The following is a 19,250-nucleotide window of genomic DNA, read 5'->3' as shown; positions in this document are numbered from 1 at the left end:
CGGCCCGTCCACCCAGCACAGTGCGACCTCAGCCCCCGCACAGGCAGGGCTCCACGAACAACGGGTGAACCGGCGGCCGCGGACGGCGCGTCCCCCGGCGGGTCGCGCCGCGGGGTGCCCCACCGGGCCGGCGTCCGGACCGGAGTGGCGTCAGCCCCAGGCCTCGGCGACCTCCGCGGCGACCGCGGCGGCCTGGGCACGGCCGGCCCGGGCGGACGCCGGTCGGGCGGCCTGGTCGAGCACGTTCTTCCCGATCGCCGCCCGGCTGCCCTCGTCCGGCGCGACGACGGCGACCCGGCTGATCATCCCGGTCACCTGCGCGTCCACCCCCGCGATCGGCCCCCTCCCCCGCGGGATCGGGGCCACCACGACCACCCGGTCGCAGCCGGTGGCCAGGTCGGCGTTGGCCGCCGACCGCATCCCGCCGTCGACGTAGCGCCGCCCGTCGATGGTCACCGGCGGGTACACCCCGGGGACCGCGCAGCTGGCCGCCACCGCCGCGAGCAGCTCCACGCCCGACCCGCGGGTGAAGGTGCGGAACTCCCCGCTCTCCGCGTCGACCGCGGTGAGCAGAAGCGGCCGGTCCGGCCACTCCGTCCCGGGCAGCCGGGCGGCGATCATGCCCCGCCAGTCCGCCTCCGAGGGGGTGGCCCCACCGTCGGCCGCGGCCACGGCCAGCGCCCCCACCCGGCGGCGGAACGCGGCGTCGTCCCGCCGGGCCAGGAGCATCGCCAGCCCGTAGCGGGCCAGCGTGCGCCGGCCCAGCCGGGCCGTCTGCCCCGGCCGCGGCGGGGCGACCTCCCGCTCGAACAGCTCGGTGAGCGGGACGCCGCTGCGCACCTGGGTGCCGACCACCGACCCGGCGGAGGTGCCGACCACCAGGTCGGCGCGGGACAGGTCGATGCCGGCGTCGGCGAGCCCGGTGAGCACCCCCGTCGCCCAGGCGATCCCGGTGATCCCGCCGCCACCGAGGACCAGGGCCCTGCGCTGCTCGCTCACCCGGCCATCCTGGCCCGCCGCCGCCTCCCCCGCAGCGGCCACCACCAGTTCACCTCGCCGAACGCGGCGACCAGCGCCGGGGTGAGCACGCCGCGCACCACGGTCGCGTCGAGCAGGATGCCCAGCGCCAGGGTGGTGGCGAAGATCTGCACGTCGACCACCGGCACGGTCGACAGCGCGATGAAGGCGAGGAAGAGGATCAGCGCCGCCGAGGTCACCAGCCGCCCGGTGTGGGCCACCCCGCGCACGGTCGCCTCGTCGGTGCCCAGGCCCGCCTCGTGGCCCTCCCGGATGCGGGACAGGATGAACACCTCGTAGTCCATCGACAGGCCGAACAGGAACGAGAACGCCGCGACCGGCACCCAGAAGGTGAGCGTGCCGGTGGCGCTGGCGCCGAACAGCAGCTCGGTGAGGTGGCCCTCCTGCCAGATCCAGACGGTCATCCCGTAGGCGGCGGCGATCGAGACGGCGTTGAGCAGCAGCGCCTTGACCGGCAGCCAGACCGAGCGCAGCGCGGGCGCGAGCAGCGCGAGGGTCACCCCCACGACGAGCAGCAGCACCCACCAGGCGTTGCCGTACACGGCGTCGACCGAGTCGGCGTCGCCGGCCGCGGTCCCGCCGACCCGGGCGCCCGGCAGGTCGTCGGCGGCCGCGCGCACCGCGGTGAGCGCGTCCCGGCCGGCCGCGGACGACGGGTCGGCGGCCAGCACCACGTCGACCAGCCCGGCCCCGCCCTGCCCTCCGCCCTGCCCCCGGGACCCGCCCTGCACCCAGGGGTCACCCGGGGGCGCCAGCACCTCGGCCACCCCCGGGACGTCGGCCAGGGCGGCGACGGCCGCGTCCCGGTCGTCGGTGAGCACCTCGACCGGGCGCGCCAGCCCCGCCGACATCCCGGCGTCGGTGACCTGGCCGAACGCGGTGGCGGCCGGGCTCGACCCGCCCGCGGTCGCGCCGACCTCGGGCGAGCCCAGCCGGATGCCCAGGACGGGGAGGGCCAGCACCACCAGCAGGGCGGTCGCGAGCACCGCCGAGACCCAGCGGTGGCGCACCACGGCGCTGCCGATGCGGTGCCAGAGCCGGCTCTCCGCCGCCGGCGGCCGGCGACGCGGCCACTCCAGCCGGCGGCCGACGGAGGCCAGCACGGCCGGCAGCAGGGTCAGCGCGACCAGCACGCTGACCAGCGGGATGAACAGCCCGCCGAAACCGACCGCGCGCAGGAACGGCAGCGGCAGCACCACCAGGGCCAGCAGCGAGATGGCGACGGTGACGCCGCTGAACACCACGGCGCGGCCGGCGGTGCGCATCGCGGTGCGGATCGCCTCGTCGTCGTCCGCGCCGGCCGCCCGCTCCTCCCGCCAGCGGAAGACGACCAGCAGCGAGTAGTCGATGGCCACGCCCAGCCCGATCAGGCCGACCAGGTACTGCACGATGAAGCTGACGTCGGTGAGCGCGGTCAGCCCGAGCACTAGCAGGAACGTCGTGGTGATCGCGACCGCGGCCATCAGCAGCGGCACCAGGGCCAGCAGCGACCCGAAAACCAGGGCGAGCACGACCATGGCACCGCCCGCGCCCAGCGCGATCTCCACGACGATCGGTCGCTGGTCCCCGCCGCCCTCGGCCAGCACGTCACGGCCGGTGACCACCGGCTCGGCGCCGGCCACGGTCACCCCCTGCAGGCTGCCCTCCAGCTGCGGGAGGGCGGCGGCGTAGGGCGCCGGCCCGTCGACCACCGGAGGCCAGACCAGCGCCACCGCCGTCCGGCCGTCCTCGCCGATCAGCCCGTCGGCGCCGGGGCCGCCGTCCAGCGGGGTGGCCACCCGCCAGCCGGGCTGCTCCAGGCGGCCGTAGAGCTCGGCCAGCTCGTCGGGGGCGTCGGTGACCCGGGCCCCCTCGGGTGCGGTGACGACGACCAGCAGTGGATCGGCGCCGCCGCCGTTGCCGAACCGCTGCTGGATGTCGACGTTCGTCTCGTAGGCCGGCTGGCCCGGGGTGGAGAAGTCGAAGCCCAGCCGGTCGATGGTGCGCGGGGCGAGCACCCCGCCGACGACGGCCACCGCCAGCCAGCCCAGCACCACCAGGCGTCTGTGCCGCAGCACCCAGTCGGTCAGTCGGCCCACGCGTCCCCCCTCCCGGATGACCATCAGTCAACTGATGGTCAGGGGCACAACCTACGGTCTCCCTCCATGGAGCACCCATCGGACGGAGGCGGTCCGCGTCCACGGGTCCCCGGCTGGGTCGCCCAGGACCCCGGCGGCATCCCCGCCTACGCGCTGGCCCGCGCGGGCGCCGCGGTCAGCGGCCTGTTCGCGGCGCAGCTGGCCCGGGTCGGGCTGCGGACGCACACCTTCTTCGTCCTGGTGCACCTGGCCCGGGACCGCGTGCTCACCTCCGCCGAGCTGGCGCGCCGGCTCCAGCTGACCCCGCAGAGCATGAGCGCCTTGCTGCGCAGCCTGGCCGACGCCGGCTGGATCGAGCGGCAGGAGGAGGTGCGCCGGGGGCAGCGCATCGACGTGCGGCTCACCGACGCCGGGCACGCGGCGCTGGCCGCCGCCGGCCCGCTGCTCGCGGAGCTGGGACGACCGGAGGCGCTGGGCCTGACCGAGGCAGAGGCGGCCACCCTGCACGGGCTGCTCCAGCGGGTGCTCGACCACGTCGCCCAGGGCCCCGGCGTCGGCCCGGCCGCGTCGCAACCCGACACCGCCGACCCGGGGTGACCGCGGTGGAGGGATCCCGGTCGCTATCGTCCCCCCGGTGACCAGGAAGGGGCCGGCTCCGTGCTGAACCACGGCGACCACACCGGCGTCCAGCTCGCGCACGTCGAGGCATCCCCGGCCCGGCAGGTGTGGCGGCGGGTGCTCATCGCCGCCGTCGTGCTCATGCTCACCGTGCTGATCGTCTACCTGCACCGGGACAGCTACCAGGACAGCCAGGGCGGCGAGATCAGCTTCCTGGATGCCACGTACTACGCCACCGTGAGCCTCTCCACCACCGGGTACGGCGACATCACCCCGGTCACGCCAGGCGCACGCCTGGTCAACATCCTGCTGATCACGCCCCTGCGCATCATGTTCCTGATCGTGCTCATCGGGACCACCCTGGAGGCGCTCACCGCGCGCTCCCGGGAGGAGTTCCGACTTCGACGCTGGAGGTCCCGCGTGCGCCAGCACGTCGTCGTCTGCGGTTACGGCACCAAGGGCCGCAGCGCCATCCGCGCGCTCCTGACCACCGGGACCGACGCCGAGCGCATCGTGGTGGTCGACACCGACCCGCGGATGATCGAGGAGGCGACGGAGGCCGGCCTGACCGGGATTCTCGGCGACGCCGGGCGCACCGAGGTGCTGCGCCGGTCAGCGGTGGAGAAGGCCCGGGCGGTCATCGTGGCCGCGCACCGGGACGACGCCTCGGTGCTGATCACGCTCACGGTGCGGCAGCTGAACCCCACGGTGCCGATCACCGCGAGCGTCCGCGAGGAGGAGAACGCCAGCCTGCTGCGCCAGTCCGGCGCCGACACGGTGATCACCACCGCGGCGACCTCGGGCCGGCTGCTGGGCCTGTCCACCGACCAGCCCCGGGTGGTGGCGGCGGTCGAGGACCTGCTCACCGCCGGCCGCGGGCTGGACCTGCAGCAGCGCACGGTCACCCACTCCGAGGTGGGGCTGAGCCCTCGCCAGCTGCGCGACGTGGTGCTGTCGGTGACCCGGGGCGGGCGCACGCTGCGCTTCGACGACCCGCTCATCGGCACCCTGCAGAGCGAGGACGTCCTCGTCGTCGTCAAGGCGCACCGGGGCCCCGAGGGCAGCTGAGCCGGCCGGCCTCAGACGTCGCGGATCGCGCGCCCCACGACGACGTCGACCCCGGGCATGTCCGCGGCCCCCTTGCCATGGCCGTGCTCGGCGTGCACGCGCCCGTGCAGCAGCAGCTCCTCCGCCGTCGGGGCGCGGAAGCTGGCTCCGCAGCCGGGGACGACGTCGGCGCAGTCGAACTCCTTCACCGGGTTCCTCCGTGATCTCTGGGCCGCAGCCGTGCGGCACCGGGTGTCGCGGCGGACGTCGACCGTCGACGCGCCGCCCTGTGCTCGGGGAGCCCCAGGCTCAGCCGATGTCGCGGATGAGGCCGCGGACGGCGGCCTCGATCTCCGGGGTGTAAGCCTCCCCCACGACGCCGTGGTGCACGGCGGCGTGGACCCGGCCGAGGGCGACGATCTCGTCGGCGGTGGCAGCGCGGAAGCTGCCTCCGCAACCGGGCACCACGTCGGAGCAGTCGAACTGCTTCACCGGGGACCTCCGGGGTTCTGCCGCTGCGCGGGGGGACGACTCACCGTGCCGCGTCGGCAGCCAGGACCCCGCCCTTGAGCTCGGCCAGCCGCAGCGTCATCCGTTCGGGGCGGACCAGGCCGAGCAGCCGGCCCCCGTCGGCGACGCACACCACCGGGTCGAACCGCCGCGGGGCGACCCGGGTCATCGCCCGGGTCGCGACCTCGACCAGCTGGGCCTCCGGCCGCACGCGCAGGCTGACCGGCACGACCTGCAGCTCGCCCGGGGCGTCGCCGTCCCGCGCCGCCGGCCGGACCAGGTGCGTGGGGCAGCCCAGCGAGTCGACGGTCACCAGCACGTCCAGGCCGGCGTCGGCGGCGAACCGTGCCCGGGCCTCGGCGAGGTCCACCGCCAGCTCCCCCGCGGGGTCGCCGGCCAGGTCGCCGACGGCCACCGAGGGCACCGTCTCGACCAGCGAGCCGATCGTGTCGGCCTGGTGCACCCGCCCGGCCATCGTCCGCAGCAGCTCGGCGGCCCCCGGGTCCAGCTGCGACCAGCCGGGGGCGGGCCGGGCCAGCAGGTAGCCCTGGGCCAGCGGCACCCCCAGCCGCACGAACGCGGCCAGCTCCTCGGGCCGTTCGATCCCCTCCACCAGCAGCCACGCGTCCAGCCGCCCGGCGTAGGTGCCCAGCAGCTCGGCCAGCGCGAGCTTGGCCTCGTCGCGGTCGGCGTGGTCGACCAGCGCGCGGTCCAGCTTGACGAACTGGGGGCTCAGCAGCGCGAGCTGCTGCAGCCCGGAGTAGCCCGAGCCGGCGTCGTCGAGCGCGATCGCCGCTCCGGCCGCGCGCAGCCGGGACAGCAGCGCGGTGAGGCGCTGGTGGTCGCCGACGGGCACGTGCTCGGTGAGCTCCAGCACCAGCCGGCCGAGGTCGGGAGCGGCCAGCAGCACGTCGGCGACCTCCGGCTCGGTGAGCAGGTGGGGGCTCACGTTCACCGACAGGAAGCAGCCCTCCGGCAGGTCCGCGCGGGCGCGCAGGGCGGCGGCGACGACCCGGCCCTCCAGGCGGGCGCCGAGCCCCAGCTCGTCGGCCATGGCGAACCACCGGTCCGGGCCGATCCCGGGGGCGGCGGGGAAGCGGGACAGCGCCTCGTAGCCGGCGACGACGCCTCGGCGCAGGTCCACGATCGGCTGGAACACGAGCGCCGGCTGGGCGGGGTCGGCGAGCACCGCCGCCAGCGCGGCGGCCCAGCCCCCCTCCGGAGCCGCGCCCGTGCGCACGTCGGGGACGCTGCTGGTCGCTGCCGTCACCGGCCACCCTCCCTGGTCGCGGCGCGGGCCCGTCCGTGGACCTTCCGCCGGTGCAGCCAGCCTGCCCGAGCCCGCGCCGGCACCGGGAGCGGTGGCGGAGCCGGGTCACCCGGGCGGGGCACACCGGGGCCGGGCGGCGGAACGCTCCGGTTGCCGGTGACCGGGCCGCCACCCAGAGTCCTGGGGATGAGCCAGGAGACCACTGCCGGCGACGACACGGCCGCGGAGAACCCCCAGGACGTGGGCGGAGGCGGGGCCCTGCGCCGAGCGGTCAGCGGAAAACTGCTGTACCTGTTCATCCTCGGCGACGTCCTGGGGGCGGGGATCTACGCGCTGGTCGGGGAGATCTCCGGCGAGGTCGGCGGCGCGCTCTGGGTGCCCCTGCTGGTGGCCTTGCTGCTGGCCCTGCTCACCGCCGCCTCCTACGCGGAGCTGGTCACCAAGTACCCCCGCGCCGGCGGGTCGGCGGTCTTCGCCGAGCGCGCCTACCGCTCGCCGGTGGTCTCCTTCCTCGTCGGCTGGTGCATGCTCGCCGCCGGTGTGACCAGCGCCGCCGGTCTGTCCCTGGCCTTCGCCGGCGACTACCTGGCGGTCTTCCTCGACGTGCCGGCCACCCCTGCCGCGATCGCCTTCCTGCTGCTGGTCGCGCTGGTCAACGCCAGGGGCATCAAGGAGTCGGTCCGCGCCAACGTGGTGATGACGGTCATCGAGGTGTCCGGCCTGCTGCTGGTCGTCGTCCTCGGCGCGATCGTGTTCGGTCGCGGCGACGGCGACGCGGCCCGGGTCGTCGAGTTCCCGGAGGGCGTCTCCGCCGGCACCGCGGTGCTGGCCGCGGCGATCCTGGCCTACTACTCCTTCGTCGGGTTCGAGACCTCGGCCAACGTGGCCGAGGAGGTGCGCGACGTGCGCCGGGTGTACCCGCGGGCGCTGTTCGGCGCGCTGGTGACCGCCGGCGTCGTGTACGTGCTGGTCGGCCTGGTCGCCTCGCTGGTGCTGCCGGCCGACGAGCTGGCCGGGTCCTCCGGCCCGCTGTTGGACGTCGTGCGCGCCACCGGCTTCGGCGTTCCGGACGAGCTGTTCAGCGCGATCGCGCTGGTCGCCGTCGCCAACGGCGCCCTGCTGACGATGATCATGGCCAGCCGGATGGTCTACGGCCTGTCCCAGCAGCGGCTGCTGCCGGCGGCGCTGGGCCGGGTGCTGCCCGGCCGCCGCACGCCGTGGGTGGCGATCGTGGTCACCACCGCGGTGGCGATGGGGCTGACGCTCGTGGGCGACCTGGGCGCGCTGGCCAACACCGTCGTCCTGCTGCTCCTGCTGGTGTTCCTCAGCACCAACACTGCGGTGCTGGTGCTGCGCCGGGACCGGGTCGACGAGCCGCACTACCGCGCGCCGGCGGTGCTCCCGGCGCTGGCGATCGCCTCGTGCGTGCTGCTGCTCTGGCAGCAGGAGGGGCGCACCTGGCTGCTGGCCGGGGTGCTCCTGGTGGCCGGGGTGCTCGTGTACGCGCTGGCCCAGGCACCCTGGTGGGGGAACCGGGGCGAGGTGCCCCGGGCGGAGCGGTCAACGACTCGTTCGTGACTTCTGCGTGAACAGCGGCGCGGCCCTTGCCCCGGCGGGGGAGGATCGCACCGACCGGCGAGAGGAGTGGGACCGCAGATGACCGTGTCGCAGCCCAGTGCGGTGGAGGTCGGCCTGATGGCGGGGCGGGCCGGCTACGTGCTCCGGGCGAACGACCGTGGGCGGTTCACCGTCGCCTCCCCCACCCTCTACCCGCACATGTGGAGCTGGGACGCCGGGTTCGTGGCGCTGGGCATCGCCACCGTGTCGGTGCCCCGGGCGCTGGACGAGCTGCGCAGCCTGCTGTCGGGCCAGTGGGCGACCGGCATGATCCCGCACATCCTGTTCCACCAGCCCAGCGACTACTTCCCCGGTCCCGAGCGCTGGCGCACCCAGGTGGCCGCCGCCCGCCCGGCCACCGTGCTCACCTCGGGCATCTGCCAGCCGCCGATCCACGTCATCGCGCTGTCCCGGATCCTGCACGACGCCCGGCGCCGCGGTGGCACCGACCAGCAGCTGGCCGAGGACTTCGTCCGGGAGACCTTCGACCAGTGGCTGGCCTGGCACCAGTACCTGGCCACCGCCCGCGACCCCTACAGCTACGGGCTGGTGGAGATCCACCACGGCTGGGAGTCGGGGATGGACGACTCGCCGCGCTGGGACGTGCCCTACGCCAACGTCCACCCGCAGCCGGACATGCCGCCGTTCGTGCGCGCCGACCTCGCCCACGTCGCCGACCCCTCGCAGCGCCCCTCGGACGCCGAGTACGCCCGCTACCTCTGGCTGCTGGAGCAGAAGGTCCGCACCCGCTACGACGACACCGCCTACCGGGCGACCGGGGACTTCGTCGTCGGCGACGTGCTGGTGTCGGCGCTGCTGGCCGCCGCCAGCGACCTGCTCGCCGACATGGGCGAGGAGCTGGGGATCGGCGGCGGCTCCGCCGGGGGCGTCGAGCAGTCCCGGGCGATCGCCCGGCGGTTCCGCACCGGGGTGCTGCGGTCGGTGGACCCGGACACCGGGCTGGCCCGCGACCTCGACCTGCGCACCGGCCACTGGCTGCAGGTCGAGAGCGCCGCCGGGTTCGCCCCGCTGCTCTGCGGCGGCGACGAGGGGGTCACCCGCCGACAGCGCGACCTGCTGCTGGGGCCGCGGTGGTGCGGGCACTCGCGCCTGCGCTGGCCGGTGGTGCCCTCCGTGTCCCCCGCGTCGGCCGACTTCCGCGAACGCACCTACTGGCGGGGTCCGCAGTGGCCGGTGCTGAACTGGCTGATGGCCTGGGCGCTGAACCGCTCCGGAGAGCAGGAGGCGGCCAACCAGCTGCGGCTGGCCGGGCTGTCCCAGCTCATCGACTGCGACTTCGCGGAGTACTACGAGCCGGTCACCGGCGAGACGCTGGGCAGCCGGGACCAGTCGTGGACGGCGGCGATCGCGCTGGACTTCCTGGCCGCGCGCCGGCCGGCGCAGCGGCGTCCGGTGCGGTGGCTGACCAGCGAGCTGCCCCGGATCACCCCGGCGCAGCGCGCCGCGCACCAGGCGGCCCAGCACGGCCGGACGGCCGGTCACCGGCCGGCGCACGGCCACGGCCACGGCCCGGCGACGTTGCCGCAGCCGCAGCAGCGACCGCACTGAGCCGGGCGCCGGTGACGATCCGGTGACGAACGCCGGACGGCGGGTGCCTCGGTGCGCGGTTCGGGGCACCCGGACAGCGTCCGACCACCGCACCCCTGTGGAGCCCCCCGTGCCGCGCAGCTACCTCGTCCCGGTCGCCACCGCCGTCCTGCTGCTCGCCGCCTGCGGTGACGACAGCAGCCAGACCGGGGTGGGCGGCGACTTCTCCCCGGAGGACGCCACCGAGCTGGAGACCACCCCGACGGTCCCGGTCGAGGAGAGCGCCGACCTGGTCGACCCGGAGGGGAGCAGCGCCGGCCAGGTGACGTTCACCGACGCGGAGACGGGCATGGAGGTGCTGGTCGAGGCCACCGGCCTGCCCGCCGGCGAGCACCCGCTGTCGCTGCACGAGACCGCCGCCTGCGACGCGCCGGCCACCTCCGGCGACCCGACCGGCATCGGGGACTGGACCGGCGTCGGCGCGGCGATCCCGGGCATCGAGCTGCCCCAGCTCGTCGTCGGCGAGGACGGCGTCGGCCAGGTCAGCTCGGTGGTGCCCGAGGTCGACCTGGGCACCCTGCTCGACGAGGACGGGACGGCGCTGCTCGTGCACGCCGTGGGGGCGGACGGGGAGGGCACCGAGGGCCTGGCCTGCGCCGCCGTCGGCGGCTGAGCGGTTCCCCGCCCCGGAGCCCGATCGGGCCCGGGGCGGGGACCGGGGGTCAGGGCCGGGGGTTCGGGCTCTGGGTGAGCGCCGGGTCGGTGACGGCCACCGGTGCCAGCACCTCGTCGATGCGGGCCTTGACGTCGGCCTCGAGCCGGACGCCGGCTGCCTTGACGTTGTCGGTGACCTGCTCGGGGCGGCTGGCGCCGATGATCGCCGCGGCCACGTTCTCCTCCGACAGCACCCAGGCCACCGCGAGGGCGGCCATCGACAGCCCCAGGTCCTCGGCGATCGGCTTGAGCTCCTGCACCCGGGTGAGGACGTCGTCGTTCATCCACCGCGAGATGAAGCTGGCGCCGCCACCCTTCTCGTCGGTGGCCCGCGACCCGGCCGGCGGCGGCTGACCCGGCCGGTACTTGCCGGTGAGGATGCCCTGCCCGATCGGCGAGAAGACGACCTGGCTGATCCCCAGCTCGCGGCAGGCGGGCATCACCTCGGCCTCGGGCACGCGGTACAGCGCCGAGTACTGCGGCTGGTTGGACACCAGCGGGATGCGCAGCTCGTCGGCGAGGGCCTTGGCCGCGCGGATCTGGTCGGCCCGCCACTCGGAGACGCCGATGTACAGCGCCTTGCCGCTGCGGACGACGTCGGCGAACGCCTGCATCGTCTCCTCGAGCGGGGTCTCGTGGTCGTAGCGGTGAGCCTGGTACAGGTCGAGGTAGTCGGTGCCCAGCCGGCGCAGCGAGCCGTCGATCGACTCCAGCACGTGCTTGCGCGAGAGGCCGCGGTCGTTGGCGCCCTCCCCCGTCGGCCAGTAGACCTTGCTGAAGATCTCGATGCCGCTGCGCCGCTCACCGGCGAGCGCGGCGCCCAGCACCTCCTCGGCCCGGCCCCCCGCGTAGACGTCGGCGGTGTCGAAGGTGGTGATGCCGGCGTCCAGAGCGGCGCGCACGCACGCGTGGGCGGCGTCGGCCTCCACCTGACCGCCGTGGGTGATCCAGTTGCCGTAGGTGATCTCGCTGATCTTCAGGCCGCTGCGGCCCAGGTGTCGGAACTCCATGCCGCACGTCCTACCCGGGCGGGGAACGCTCGCACGCACCGGAATCGTGCGTGCGTCGCGCTCACGTCCGCGCGTTGATCGGCACGATGCCGTGGTGGGCGGTCAGCACCGCGAAGAGGATCGTCACGACGACGACGACGACGGCGGGCGTCACCACCGGCAGCGTCCAGGCCCGCCGCGCGGTCGTCGCCGCCGGCGCACCGCCGGCCGCGCGCAGGTGGACGCACAGCACGGTGACGGCGATCGACAGGTGCAACCCGAACTCGACCCACTCCTGGAACCGGGTCAGCGGCGGCAGCGCGGGGAGCACCAGCGCGACCGGCCAGTACAGCGCCATGCCGAGGAAGCCGGGGACGGCGCACAGCGGCGGGGTCACCCGGGCCCAGAACCGCCCGTGCAGCACCGGTCGGGGCCCGCGCACCAGCAGGGCCAGCGCCAGCCCTCCGACGCCCATGAGCCAGGACACGGCCTTGAAGGCGGCCTGGAGGCTGAACTCCCCGGCGACCCGCACGTTGTGGACGTTCACCTCCGCCTGCTGGTTGACCGCGGCCAGCTCCGCCGGGGTGTCGAAGGCGAACACCCGCTGCCCCCAGGAGATCTCCTCCCCGGCCAGCACGAAGGCGCCCAGTGCCACGGCGACCAGCAGCGCGGCCGGCAGCAGCTCCCGCCGGCCGGCCAGGCGGACGGCCGCCGCGGCGGCGAGGACCGCGGCGAGCAGGCAGACGGCGAACTGCAGCCACTCCACGACGTTGTCCTCGCGGAGCACCGTGTAGTAGAGCGGGCGGGCGACCGCGAGGAGGAGCACGGCGACGGCGACCCCGGCCACGGGGGTCCAGGCGACGGCGCGCGCGAGGGAACGGGGCAACCCGTCGTCGGCGGCGTCCCGGTCGATCGCGTCCACCGTGGCGTGCCCGGGTCGCCGGGCCGTTGCGGACCTGTGCGCTGGGCTGCTGAGGCTGGTCAACATCGTCACTCCCGGTGCTGACGGACGCCGGCACCGCACGGGGATCCACGGGTGAACAGCGGGCGAACACCAGTCGTTGATCGAGGGACCGGCAGCTTAACCAGCTACGACGCCCGCGCGCTCCCCGGGGACCGCGCTGGTCGTGGGGCGGACTCCTCCCGGGAGCCGGTGACGGTGCGTGGCGGACGGACGACCGCGGGCCGCGTCCGCCGTCTGCCCGCGTCAGGAGTCCCGGGTCAGGAATCCCGACGCAGGTTCTCCGAGCGGTCCTCGACGGCGCCGTGGCGCAGCAGGCTCACGACGGCCAGGGCGAGGCCACCCCAGATGACCACCATCGCCACCACCATCATCACGATCGCGTCCGTGCTCATCGGGCCCCTCCCTCGTGGTCGCCGGTCGCCGGACGGGCCGGGTCCGTCGTGCCGGGGGTCGTCGTGTCCAGCGGCGCCGCCGGGTCGGAGCCGGGCGGTGGCCCGTCCAGGTGGGTGCCCGGGCGCCACTTCCCCCGGGCGAGCAGGAAGCCGACCAGCGGCAGCGCCACGACCAGCAGCCAGCCGAGGACCAGCAGCATCCAGGTCGGGTAGTCCCCATAGGGGTCGGAGAGGTCGTCCCGCAGGGCGAAGACGAGCACGATGGCCAGGCCGACCGGGGCGACGACGCTCGTCAGCACCCGCCAGCCGGTGCCGACCCGGGGACGGCCGTGGACGTTGAGGTGGTCGCCGAGGACGGGCAGCGCCCGGACCACCCAGGCGACGACCAGCATGCTGACCAGGGCGACGACGAGGATGCCGTACTGGTTCACGAAGTGGTCCACGATGTCGAGCACGTAGACCCCGCTCGTCGTGCTGAACAGCACCAGGCTCAGCACCGCGGCGGGAACGCCCACCGCGAGGGTCGCGGTCAGGCGGCTGGTGTCGAACTTGTCGCGGACCGCGGAGATCACCACCTCGATCACGCTGATGAGCGAGGTGATGCCGGCGATGACCAGGGCCCCGAAGAACAGGACACCGAGGAGCGCGCCGGCCGGGGCCTCGCTGATGATCGTCGGGAAGGCGACGAAGGCCAGGCCGATCCCACCCTCGGCGACCTCGTCGACCGCGGCCCCGTTGGCCTGCGCCATGAAACCGAGGGCGGCGAAGACGCCGATGCCGGCGAGCAGCTCGAAGCCGGAGTTCGAGAAGCCCACGACCAGGCCGGAGCCGACCATGTCCTCGCGGCGACGGACGTACGACGCGTAGGTGATCATGATGCCGAAGCCGACCGACAGCGAGAAGAAGATCTGCCCGAACGCCGCGGCCCAGACCGAGGCCGAGGTGAGCGCGGACCAGTCAGGGGTGAACAGCGCGTCCAGGCCGGCACCGGCACCCGGCAGCAGCAGCGCCTGCACGACGAGGGCGACGAACGCGAGCACCAGCACCGGGATGAAGACCAGCGCGACGGCCCCGATGCCCCGCTGGACGCCGAGCGCCATGATCACCAGGACGGCCAGCCAGACCAGCGCGAGGGGCACCAGCACGCCGGGCACCACGTCGGCGGTGACCGCGACGTCACCGGCCTGGAGGAACTCCCCGAAGAAGAAGCCCTCCGGGTCGGCGCCCCAGGCCTGGTCGAGCGAGAAGAAGGTGTAGCGCAGCGCCCAGGCCAGCACCGCGGCGTAGTAGATCGCGATGAGGAAGCAGATGCCCACCTGCCACCAGCCGAGCCCCTCGGTGCCGCGGCGCAGCCGGGCGAAGGACAGCGGCGCGGAGCCGCGGTGGCGGTGGCCGATCGCGTAGTCGAGCAGCAGGAAGGGGATGCCGGCGGTCAGCAGGGCCACCAGGTAGGGCAGCAGGAAGGCGCCGCCGCCGTTCTCGTAGGCGACGTAGGGGAACCGCCAGATGTTGCCCAGCCCGACCGCCGAGCCGATCGCGGCCAGGATGAAGACCCGCCGGGAGCTGAACCCGCCGCGCCGGCGCTCCACCTCGGCCTGCTCCGTGGCCCGCCCCGCCGTGCTCATCCGACCTCCCGTGTCCTCGTCCGCCGAGCCGGTCTGCACGGAGCGCACCGGTCGGCGTCCCGCCGATGGGAAGAGGATGCCAGGACCCGGGCCCCTCGGCTGCCGGAGGTCCTCGGCGCCCACGGGCGGGGCCGCGGGCGCGACATCGCGGGCAGGAGGGGCACGGACGCACGGAGGGCCCGGTCTGACGACCGGGCCCTCCGTGGTGGAACTGGGGGGGTGGAGGCGGCGGGAATCGAACCCGCGTCCTGCGACGCATCACCAGGGCTTCTCCGAGCGCAGTTCGCTCTGCCTCTGCTCGGCCCTCCTGATCTCACGAACGAGTCAGGATGACGGGCCCAGTCGCTGTTTGTTGTCCCACACGCACCCGCGACCGGTGCGTGCGGTGAGTCATCTAGCTGATGCCAGGATCCGGGCCGATGACGAACCCGGGCTGACAGACTCGCCTAGCTGCCGTCAGGCAGCGAGAGCGAAGTCGCGCTGATTGGAATCGGCGCTTGTGTTTTTTGCAACGGATGGTTAACGAGATCATCGTTGCCTTCCTCGGCTCGCTTCCCCTGGTCAAACGACCGCAGTCGAGACCAATCGCCCCCCTGTGTAGTTGTGCAATCAGGGTAACGGCTGCCGGGCCGGCTGTGTTCCCGCCGTCCCGGGAGCCGTCCCCGGGAGGTCAGGCCCGGCGCTCCCACCAGCGCACCCGGCCCACCGACCCGTCCGGCCGCGGCACGGACTCGATCCCCCGGTCGCGGTAGCCGGCCCGGGCGGCGACGGCGGCGCTGGCCTCGTTCTCCGGCAGCATCCCCAGCTGGACGCACGGGTGTCCCACCGACAGCAGCCAATCGGTCATCAGCCGGACCGATGCGACGGCCAGCCCGCGCCCGCGACCGGCCGGCAGCAGCGCGTACCCGACCGACGGCTCGGGCGAGCGCTTCACGGTGAGGGCGGCCATCCCGACCGCCGCGCGCTCGGCCCCGTCCTCGACGGGGCACACCGCATAGCGCTGGCCGAGCCGCCGGCGGGCCCGGTCGACCACGTCCGCCATCCGCTGCCGCGCGGTCGCCTCGTCCAGCTGCGGCGGGTGGGTGGTCCACCGGATGACCTCGGGGTCGCGGGACAGCGCCTGCTCCAGCGGCCAGTCCGCCACCGTCATCGCCCGCAGGACGACGCCGTCGGTCGCCAGCCGCTCCGGCGGAGCGGCCACCAGCCGATCGGCCACCTCAGATCCAGTCGCGGCGCTTGAAGACCAGGTACAGCGTGAGGCTGACCATGAACATCAGCACCAGCGCGAACGGGTAGCCGTAGTACCACTCGAGCTCGGGCATGTTGTCGAAGTTCATCCCGTAGACGCCGCCCACCAGACTGGGCGCGAACAGGATCGCCGCCCAGGCGGAGATCTTCTTGACCTCCTCGCCCTGGGCGATGCTGGTCACGGTCAGCTCGCGGATCTCGTCGTTCTGCCGCTGCGCCACCAGGGTGGCGTTCACGGTGAGGATGTCGCGCAGCTGCAGCCGGAAGCCCTCGATCCGCTCGTTGACCTGGGTGACGTGGTCGGCGACGTCGCGCAGGTAGCTGCGCAGCTCCTCGTCGACGCCGTACTTCTCGAACCCCGCCGTGATCGCGGCGAGGATCCCGGTCAGCGGCTGGCACGCCCGCTGGAAGTCCACGACCTCCTGGGACAGCTCGTAGATGCGCCGGGACACCTGCGGGTCACCGCGGAACACCTCGGCCTCGATCTCGTCGATGTCGTTCTCCAGCCCGGTGACCACCGGCGCGTACCCGTCGACGACGGCGTCCAGGATCGCGTAGAGCACCGCCTCGGTCCCCCGGGCCAGCAGCTCCGGGGTGCTCTCCAGCCGCCGCCGCACCCGGGTCAGGTCCGGGGACTCGCTGTGCCGGACCGTCACCACGAAGTCCTTGCCGAGGAACAGGTGCAGCTCGCCGAACTCCACCTCCTCGGTGGCGTCGACGTACCGGGCGGCTTTGAGGACGACGAACAGCGTGTCGCCGTAGCGTTCGAACTTGGGCCGCTGGTGGGCCTGGATCGCGTCCTCGACGGCGAGGTCGGGCAGGCCGTACTGCTCGGCGAGCTCACCCAGCTCGGCCGGCTGCGGGCGGTAGAGCCCGAGCCAGACCATCCGGTCGTCGAAGCCCTCGGTGAGCCACTCGTGGCTCTCCTCCGCGGTGTCGGGGGTGGCGATCCGCCGTCCGCCCGAGTAGACGGCGTTGTCGACGATCCGCGACGGGCTGGACGGCGTGGCCCCGTTCGCGGCCGGGCCCGGGGGCGGGTCCTGCGGCGGGACGACGAGCAGCGGGCGGGCGCGGCGGGTCAGGGTGGACAGCGCAGCGCGGGGCGCGCTGCGGGTGGTGGCACGGCGACGGTCGGTCACGAGGGACTCCCGGAAGCTGCTGGATCAGGACGCCGAGGAGGTCCCCACCGCGCGGCCGCCGGGTCGGACGGTGACCGGGCGGTTCAGCAGGTGGGGACCTCGGGACTGCAACTGGGGGGTTCGGTGCGCACGACCAGTCACCTCCCGGAGGTCCCACAGGGCCGGCGTGGATCAGCGGGCCGTCGTCCATCGTGACACGCCCGGGGCGGGCGCCGCACCCCCGAGCGCCCGTCCGGGTGATGAACACCCGACGACGCCGGCTCAGTCCCCGGCGGGGGTGCAGGGCCGGTTGTGGTCCAGCCGGCCGACGACGTACTGGACGAGCGTCACGTCCCCGCCGTCGACCAGCGGGGCCGACCGGCACATCCGGGCGGCGTCGGCGCGGTCGTCGGCCCCGGCCAGCCAGCTGTCCAGCCCGGTCAGGCTGCTCCCGGCGGGCACCGAGCCGACGATCTGCCGCCACTGGTAGCCGGTCGAGTACACGCCCACCTCGCCGCCCAGCGCGGTGAGGTGGTCGGTCATGCCCTCCAGCGTCGCCCGGTTGTTCCGCCTCGCGTCGGCGCCGCCGGCCTGCCAGGTGTTCATCGTCTCGACGTCGAGCCACCAGCGGTACCCGGCCAGGTCGGTCACGTCGCGCACCGCGGCGATGTCGGCCGGGACGTCGTCGTCCAGCTCCGCGGCGGCCTCGCGCGCGGCCCGCAGCACGATCCGCACGTCCCCCGCGGCCCGGGCGACGCCGTACTCGTAGGAGCAGGCCGCGCTGTTCCCGCCGTCGCAGACCCCGTAGCGGTTGCTGCCCAGCTCCGGCCAGGTGGTCACCTGGTCGCGCACCTGGCCGGGGTTGGCGGTGTTCACGTAGAACTGCACCGGCGGCTGCCCGGGCACCTCCCCGCTGGCCTCGGTCGCCCAGGCCCACTGCTCGGGCAGGCACCGGTTCGGCGTGGTGGCGATCCCGCCGTTCACCCCCACGACGGCGAACGCGGCGTCGTCGGGGAGCTCTGACCTGCACTGCGGGTACGAGACGTCGTAGCCGACGGGGTCGTCGCGGCCCGGGCGCTCGGCGGCGGCCGCCGCGGTGGGCGCCACCAGGGCAGCGCCGACCGTCAGGCCGGTGGCCGCGACGGCGCGCAGGGTGGTCCGCATCACCCCCCGACGGTACGCCGGTCAGGCCCCGGCGACCGGCTCGAGCACCCGCGACCAGGAGACCTGCGTGCGGGCGGTGGTGAAGCCCAGGCTCTCGTAGAGCCCGAGCGCCCCGGTCACGTTCTCGCTGTCGACCTCCAGCCCGGCGGTCCGGCAGTCCCGGGCCGCCGCGGCGTGCAGCGCCTCGATGATCACCGCCTTGGAGATCCCCCGGCCCCGGGCCGACGGGACGACCCCGATCTGACCGAAGTAGCTCTCCCGGGCACCGGTGGCCGCGGCGGTCGCCTCGGAGACGTAGGCCAGCGCGTAGCCGAGCACCTCGCCGTCCTCCACGGCCAGCACCGACAGGTCCGGGCGGAAGTTCCGCTGTCCGGTGAACATCACCTGCCAGGACGCCACGTCCCGCTCGCTGGAGCCGTAGTGCTCGGTGAAGGCGGCGTTGTGCGCCAGCCGCACCTGCTCGTCGCGGTCCCAGGTGAAGGGCACCAGGTCGACACCGTCGAGCCGGCGCCGCGGCGGCAGGTCGGTGAGCGGGCGCTCCATGTGGAAGAACCAGCGCACCTGCACCAGCCCGGCCCGGCGGAGCAGCGCCTCCAGCGAGGGCATGGTCGTGTACACGGTCGCGGTCAGCCGGGCCGGCGCCTCCGGGTGCCGCTGCGCGTGCAGCTGCTCGCCCCGCGCCAGCTGCCAGGCCAGCAGCGCCCGCCCGATGCCGCGCCCCCGCCACTCCGGGTGCACCCGCCCCTGCAGGTGCACCCCGTAGGCGTCCCGGAACGTGGGCGGGGCGATCGCGGTCGCGTACCCGACGACGGCGCCGTCCGTCGTCGTCACCAGCCGGGTGTCGTGCGCCAGGTCGACCAGCTCGTTGAACCAGGCGCCGGCGAGGTCCTCCGGCGACTCGTGCACGCCGGTGTCGTCCACCTCCTCGGCGGCGCTGAGCAGCGCCGCCACGGCGCCGACGTCATCGGGCCGGATCGGGCGGGCGGTCAGTCCGGCGGGGAGGGTGAGGTCGGGCACGAGCGTCGACGCTATCGGGTGCGCCCGGGTGCTCACGCCTGCGGCACCGGTCGGGCGGGGACCGCGAGCACACCCGCACCTGCGCCGCCGGACCGGCTGCGCCCTCCCGTCGGCAGTCGCGGCCTGCCCACCAGGAGTGGGCAGACCACGAGCGGAGCCGGGCCATCCGTACCCCACCGACAGTCGTGGGGGGGGGGGGGGGGGGGGGGGGGGGGGGGGGGGGGGGGGGGGGGGGGGGGGGGGGGGGGGGGGGGGGGGGGGGGGGGGGGGGGGGCCGCGCCCCGCCGGGGGCG

At 74.8% G+C, this 19,250-nt stretch carries 18 protein-coding genes and 1 other RNA gene; 5 read left to right on the top strand and 14 right to left on the bottom strand.

Annotated elements, in window-relative coordinates; genetic code table 11:
- Window positions 1–150: 150 nt before the first annotated feature.
- Window positions 151–999: a patatin-like phospholipase family protein gene (locus ACI79A_RS08395; protein ID WP_457081933.1), complete on the bottom strand. Its 849-nt coding sequence runs from the start codon at window positions 997–999 to the stop codon at window positions 151–153.
- Window positions 996–3,116, bottom strand: coding sequence for an MMPL family transporter (locus ACI79A_RS08390; RefSeq protein WP_457081931.1), 2,121 nt, complete (start codon window positions 3,114–3,116; stop codon window positions 996–998). The genes ACI79A_RS08395 and ACI79A_RS08390 overlap by 4 nt, the downstream gene beginning before the upstream one ends.
- A 66-nt stretch (window positions 3,117–3,182) precedes the next feature.
- Between ACI79A_RS08390 and ACI79A_RS08385 the strand changes: the two genes are divergently transcribed.
- Both ACI79A_RS08385 and ACI79A_RS08380 read left to right on the top strand, forming a co-directional pair.
- Entirely contained in the window at window positions 3,183–3,713 is a 531-nt protein-coding gene (locus tag ACI79A_RS08385) for a MarR family winged helix-turn-helix transcriptional regulator (protein WP_457081929.1), read from the top strand.
- 60 nt (window positions 3,714–3,773) lie between these two features.
- The gene (locus tag ACI79A_RS08380) at window positions 3,774–4,802 is read left to right on the top strand and encodes a potassium channel family protein (RefSeq protein WP_457081927.1); all 1,029 of its coding nucleotides are present in this window, start codon (window positions 3,774–3,776) and stop codon (window positions 4,800–4,802) included.
- Window positions 4,803–4,813: 11 nt separating this feature from the next.
- On the opposite strand, the gene ACI79A_RS08375 is transcribed toward ACI79A_RS08380, so the two are convergent.
- The 3 genes from ACI79A_RS08375 to ACI79A_RS08365 form a co-directional block, all read right to left on the bottom strand.
- On the bottom strand, window positions 4,814–4,990 hold the full coding sequence (locus ACI79A_RS08375; RefSeq protein WP_457081925.1) for a DUF1059 domain-containing protein: 177 nt from the start codon (window positions 4,988–4,990) through the stop codon (window positions 4,814–4,816).
- Between the two features lie 100 nt (window positions 4,991–5,090).
- Window positions 5,091–5,273, bottom strand: coding sequence for a DUF1059 domain-containing protein (locus ACI79A_RS08370; RefSeq protein WP_457081923.1), 183 nt, complete (start codon window positions 5,271–5,273; stop codon window positions 5,091–5,093).
- Between the two features lie 40 nt (window positions 5,274–5,313).
- Entirely contained in the window at window positions 5,314–6,561 is a 1,248-nt protein-coding gene (locus ACI79A_RS08365; protein ID WP_457081921.1) for an EAL domain-containing protein, read from the bottom strand.
- Window positions 6,562–6,747: 186 nt separating this feature from the next.
- Between ACI79A_RS08365 and ACI79A_RS08360 the strand changes: the two genes are divergently transcribed.
- The 3 genes from ACI79A_RS08360 to ACI79A_RS08350 all read left to right on the top strand — a co-directional run bounded on the left by ACI79A_RS08360 (window position 6,748) and on the right by ACI79A_RS08350 (window position 10,399).
- Window positions 6,748–8,139 carry an APC family permease gene (locus ACI79A_RS08360; RefSeq protein WP_457081919.1) on the top strand — a complete coding sequence of 464 codons (1,392 nt, stop codon included), beginning with the start codon at window positions 6,748–6,750 and terminating at the stop codon, window positions 8,137–8,139.
- Between the two features lie 78 nt (window positions 8,140–8,217).
- On the top strand, window positions 8,218–9,747 hold the full coding sequence (gene ggh / locus ACI79A_RS08355) for a glucosylglycerate hydrolase (protein WP_457081917.1): 1,530 nt from the start codon (window positions 8,218–8,220) through the stop codon (window positions 9,745–9,747).
- A 109-nt stretch (window positions 9,748–9,856) separates the two neighbouring features.
- Window positions 9,857–10,399 (top strand): superoxide dismutase family protein, encoded by a 543-nt coding sequence (locus ACI79A_RS08350; protein WP_457081915.1) that lies wholly within the window; start codon window positions 9,857–9,859, stop codon window positions 10,397–10,399.
- A gap of 49 nt (window positions 10,400–10,448) precedes the next feature.
- Here the strand turns inward: ACI79A_RS08350 and ACI79A_RS08345 are convergent, their stop codons facing one another.
- The 9 genes from ACI79A_RS08345 to ACI79A_RS08305 all read right to left on the bottom strand — a co-directional run bounded on the left by ACI79A_RS08345 (window position 10,449) and on the right by ACI79A_RS08305 (window position 18,957).
- The gene (locus ACI79A_RS08345) at window positions 10,449–11,450 is read right to left on the bottom strand and encodes an aldo/keto reductase family protein (protein ID WP_457081913.1); all 1,002 of its coding nucleotides are present in this window, start codon (window positions 11,448–11,450) and stop codon (window positions 10,449–10,451) included.
- Between the two features lie 61 nt (window positions 11,451–11,511).
- Complete coding sequence (locus ACI79A_RS08340; RefSeq protein WP_457081911.1) at window positions 11,512–12,351, bottom strand: hypothetical protein; 840 nt, start codon at window positions 12,349–12,351, stop codon at window positions 11,512–11,514.
- A 299-nt stretch (window positions 12,352–12,650) separates the two neighbouring features.
- The gene (locus ACI79A_RS08335) at window positions 12,651–12,785 is read right to left on the bottom strand and encodes a methionine/alanine import family NSS transporter small subunit (protein ID WP_457081909.1); all 135 of its coding nucleotides are present in this window, start codon (window positions 12,783–12,785) and stop codon (window positions 12,651–12,653) included.
- The gene (locus tag ACI79A_RS08330) at window positions 12,782–14,410 is read right to left on the bottom strand and encodes a sodium-dependent transporter (protein ID WP_457081907.1); all 1,629 of its coding nucleotides are present in this window, start codon (window positions 14,408–14,410) and stop codon (window positions 12,782–12,784) included. Before ACI79A_RS08330 ends, ACI79A_RS08335 begins: the two co-directional genes overlap by 4 nt.
- 217 nt (window positions 14,411–14,627) lie before the next feature.
- Window positions 14,628–15,003, bottom strand: a transfer-messenger RNA (tmRNA) gene (gene ssrA, locus ACI79A_RS08325).
- 77 nt (window positions 15,004–15,080) lie between these two features.
- Window positions 15,081–15,626, bottom strand: a complete 546-nt coding sequence (locus tag ACI79A_RS08320; RefSeq protein ID WP_457081905.1) for a GNAT family N-acetyltransferase — start codon at window positions 15,624–15,626, stop codon at window positions 15,081–15,083.
- A gap of 1 nt (window position 15,627) precedes the next feature.
- The gene (corA, locus tag ACI79A_RS08315; protein ID WP_457081903.1) at window positions 15,628–16,797 is read right to left on the bottom strand and encodes a magnesium/cobalt transporter CorA; all 1,170 of its coding nucleotides are present in this window, start codon (window positions 16,795–16,797) and stop codon (window positions 15,628–15,630) included.
- Window positions 16,798–17,058: 261 nt separating this feature from the next.
- A complete protein-coding gene (locus tag ACI79A_RS08310) occupies window positions 17,059–17,943 on the bottom strand; it encodes a hypothetical protein (protein WP_457081901.1) in 885 nt (294 codons plus the stop codon).
- Window positions 17,944–17,961: 18 nt separating this feature from the next.
- Window positions 17,962–18,957 carry a GNAT family N-acetyltransferase gene (locus ACI79A_RS08305; RefSeq protein ID WP_457081899.1) on the bottom strand — a complete coding sequence of 332 codons (996 nt, stop codon included), beginning with the start codon at window positions 18,955–18,957 and terminating at the stop codon, window positions 17,962–17,964.
- Window positions 18,958–19,250 lie beyond the last annotated feature (293 nt).

Source organism: Modestobacter sp. SYSU DS0657 (assembly GCF_054050925.1).
This window is presented reverse-complemented; position numbering and strand designations above follow the sequence as displayed.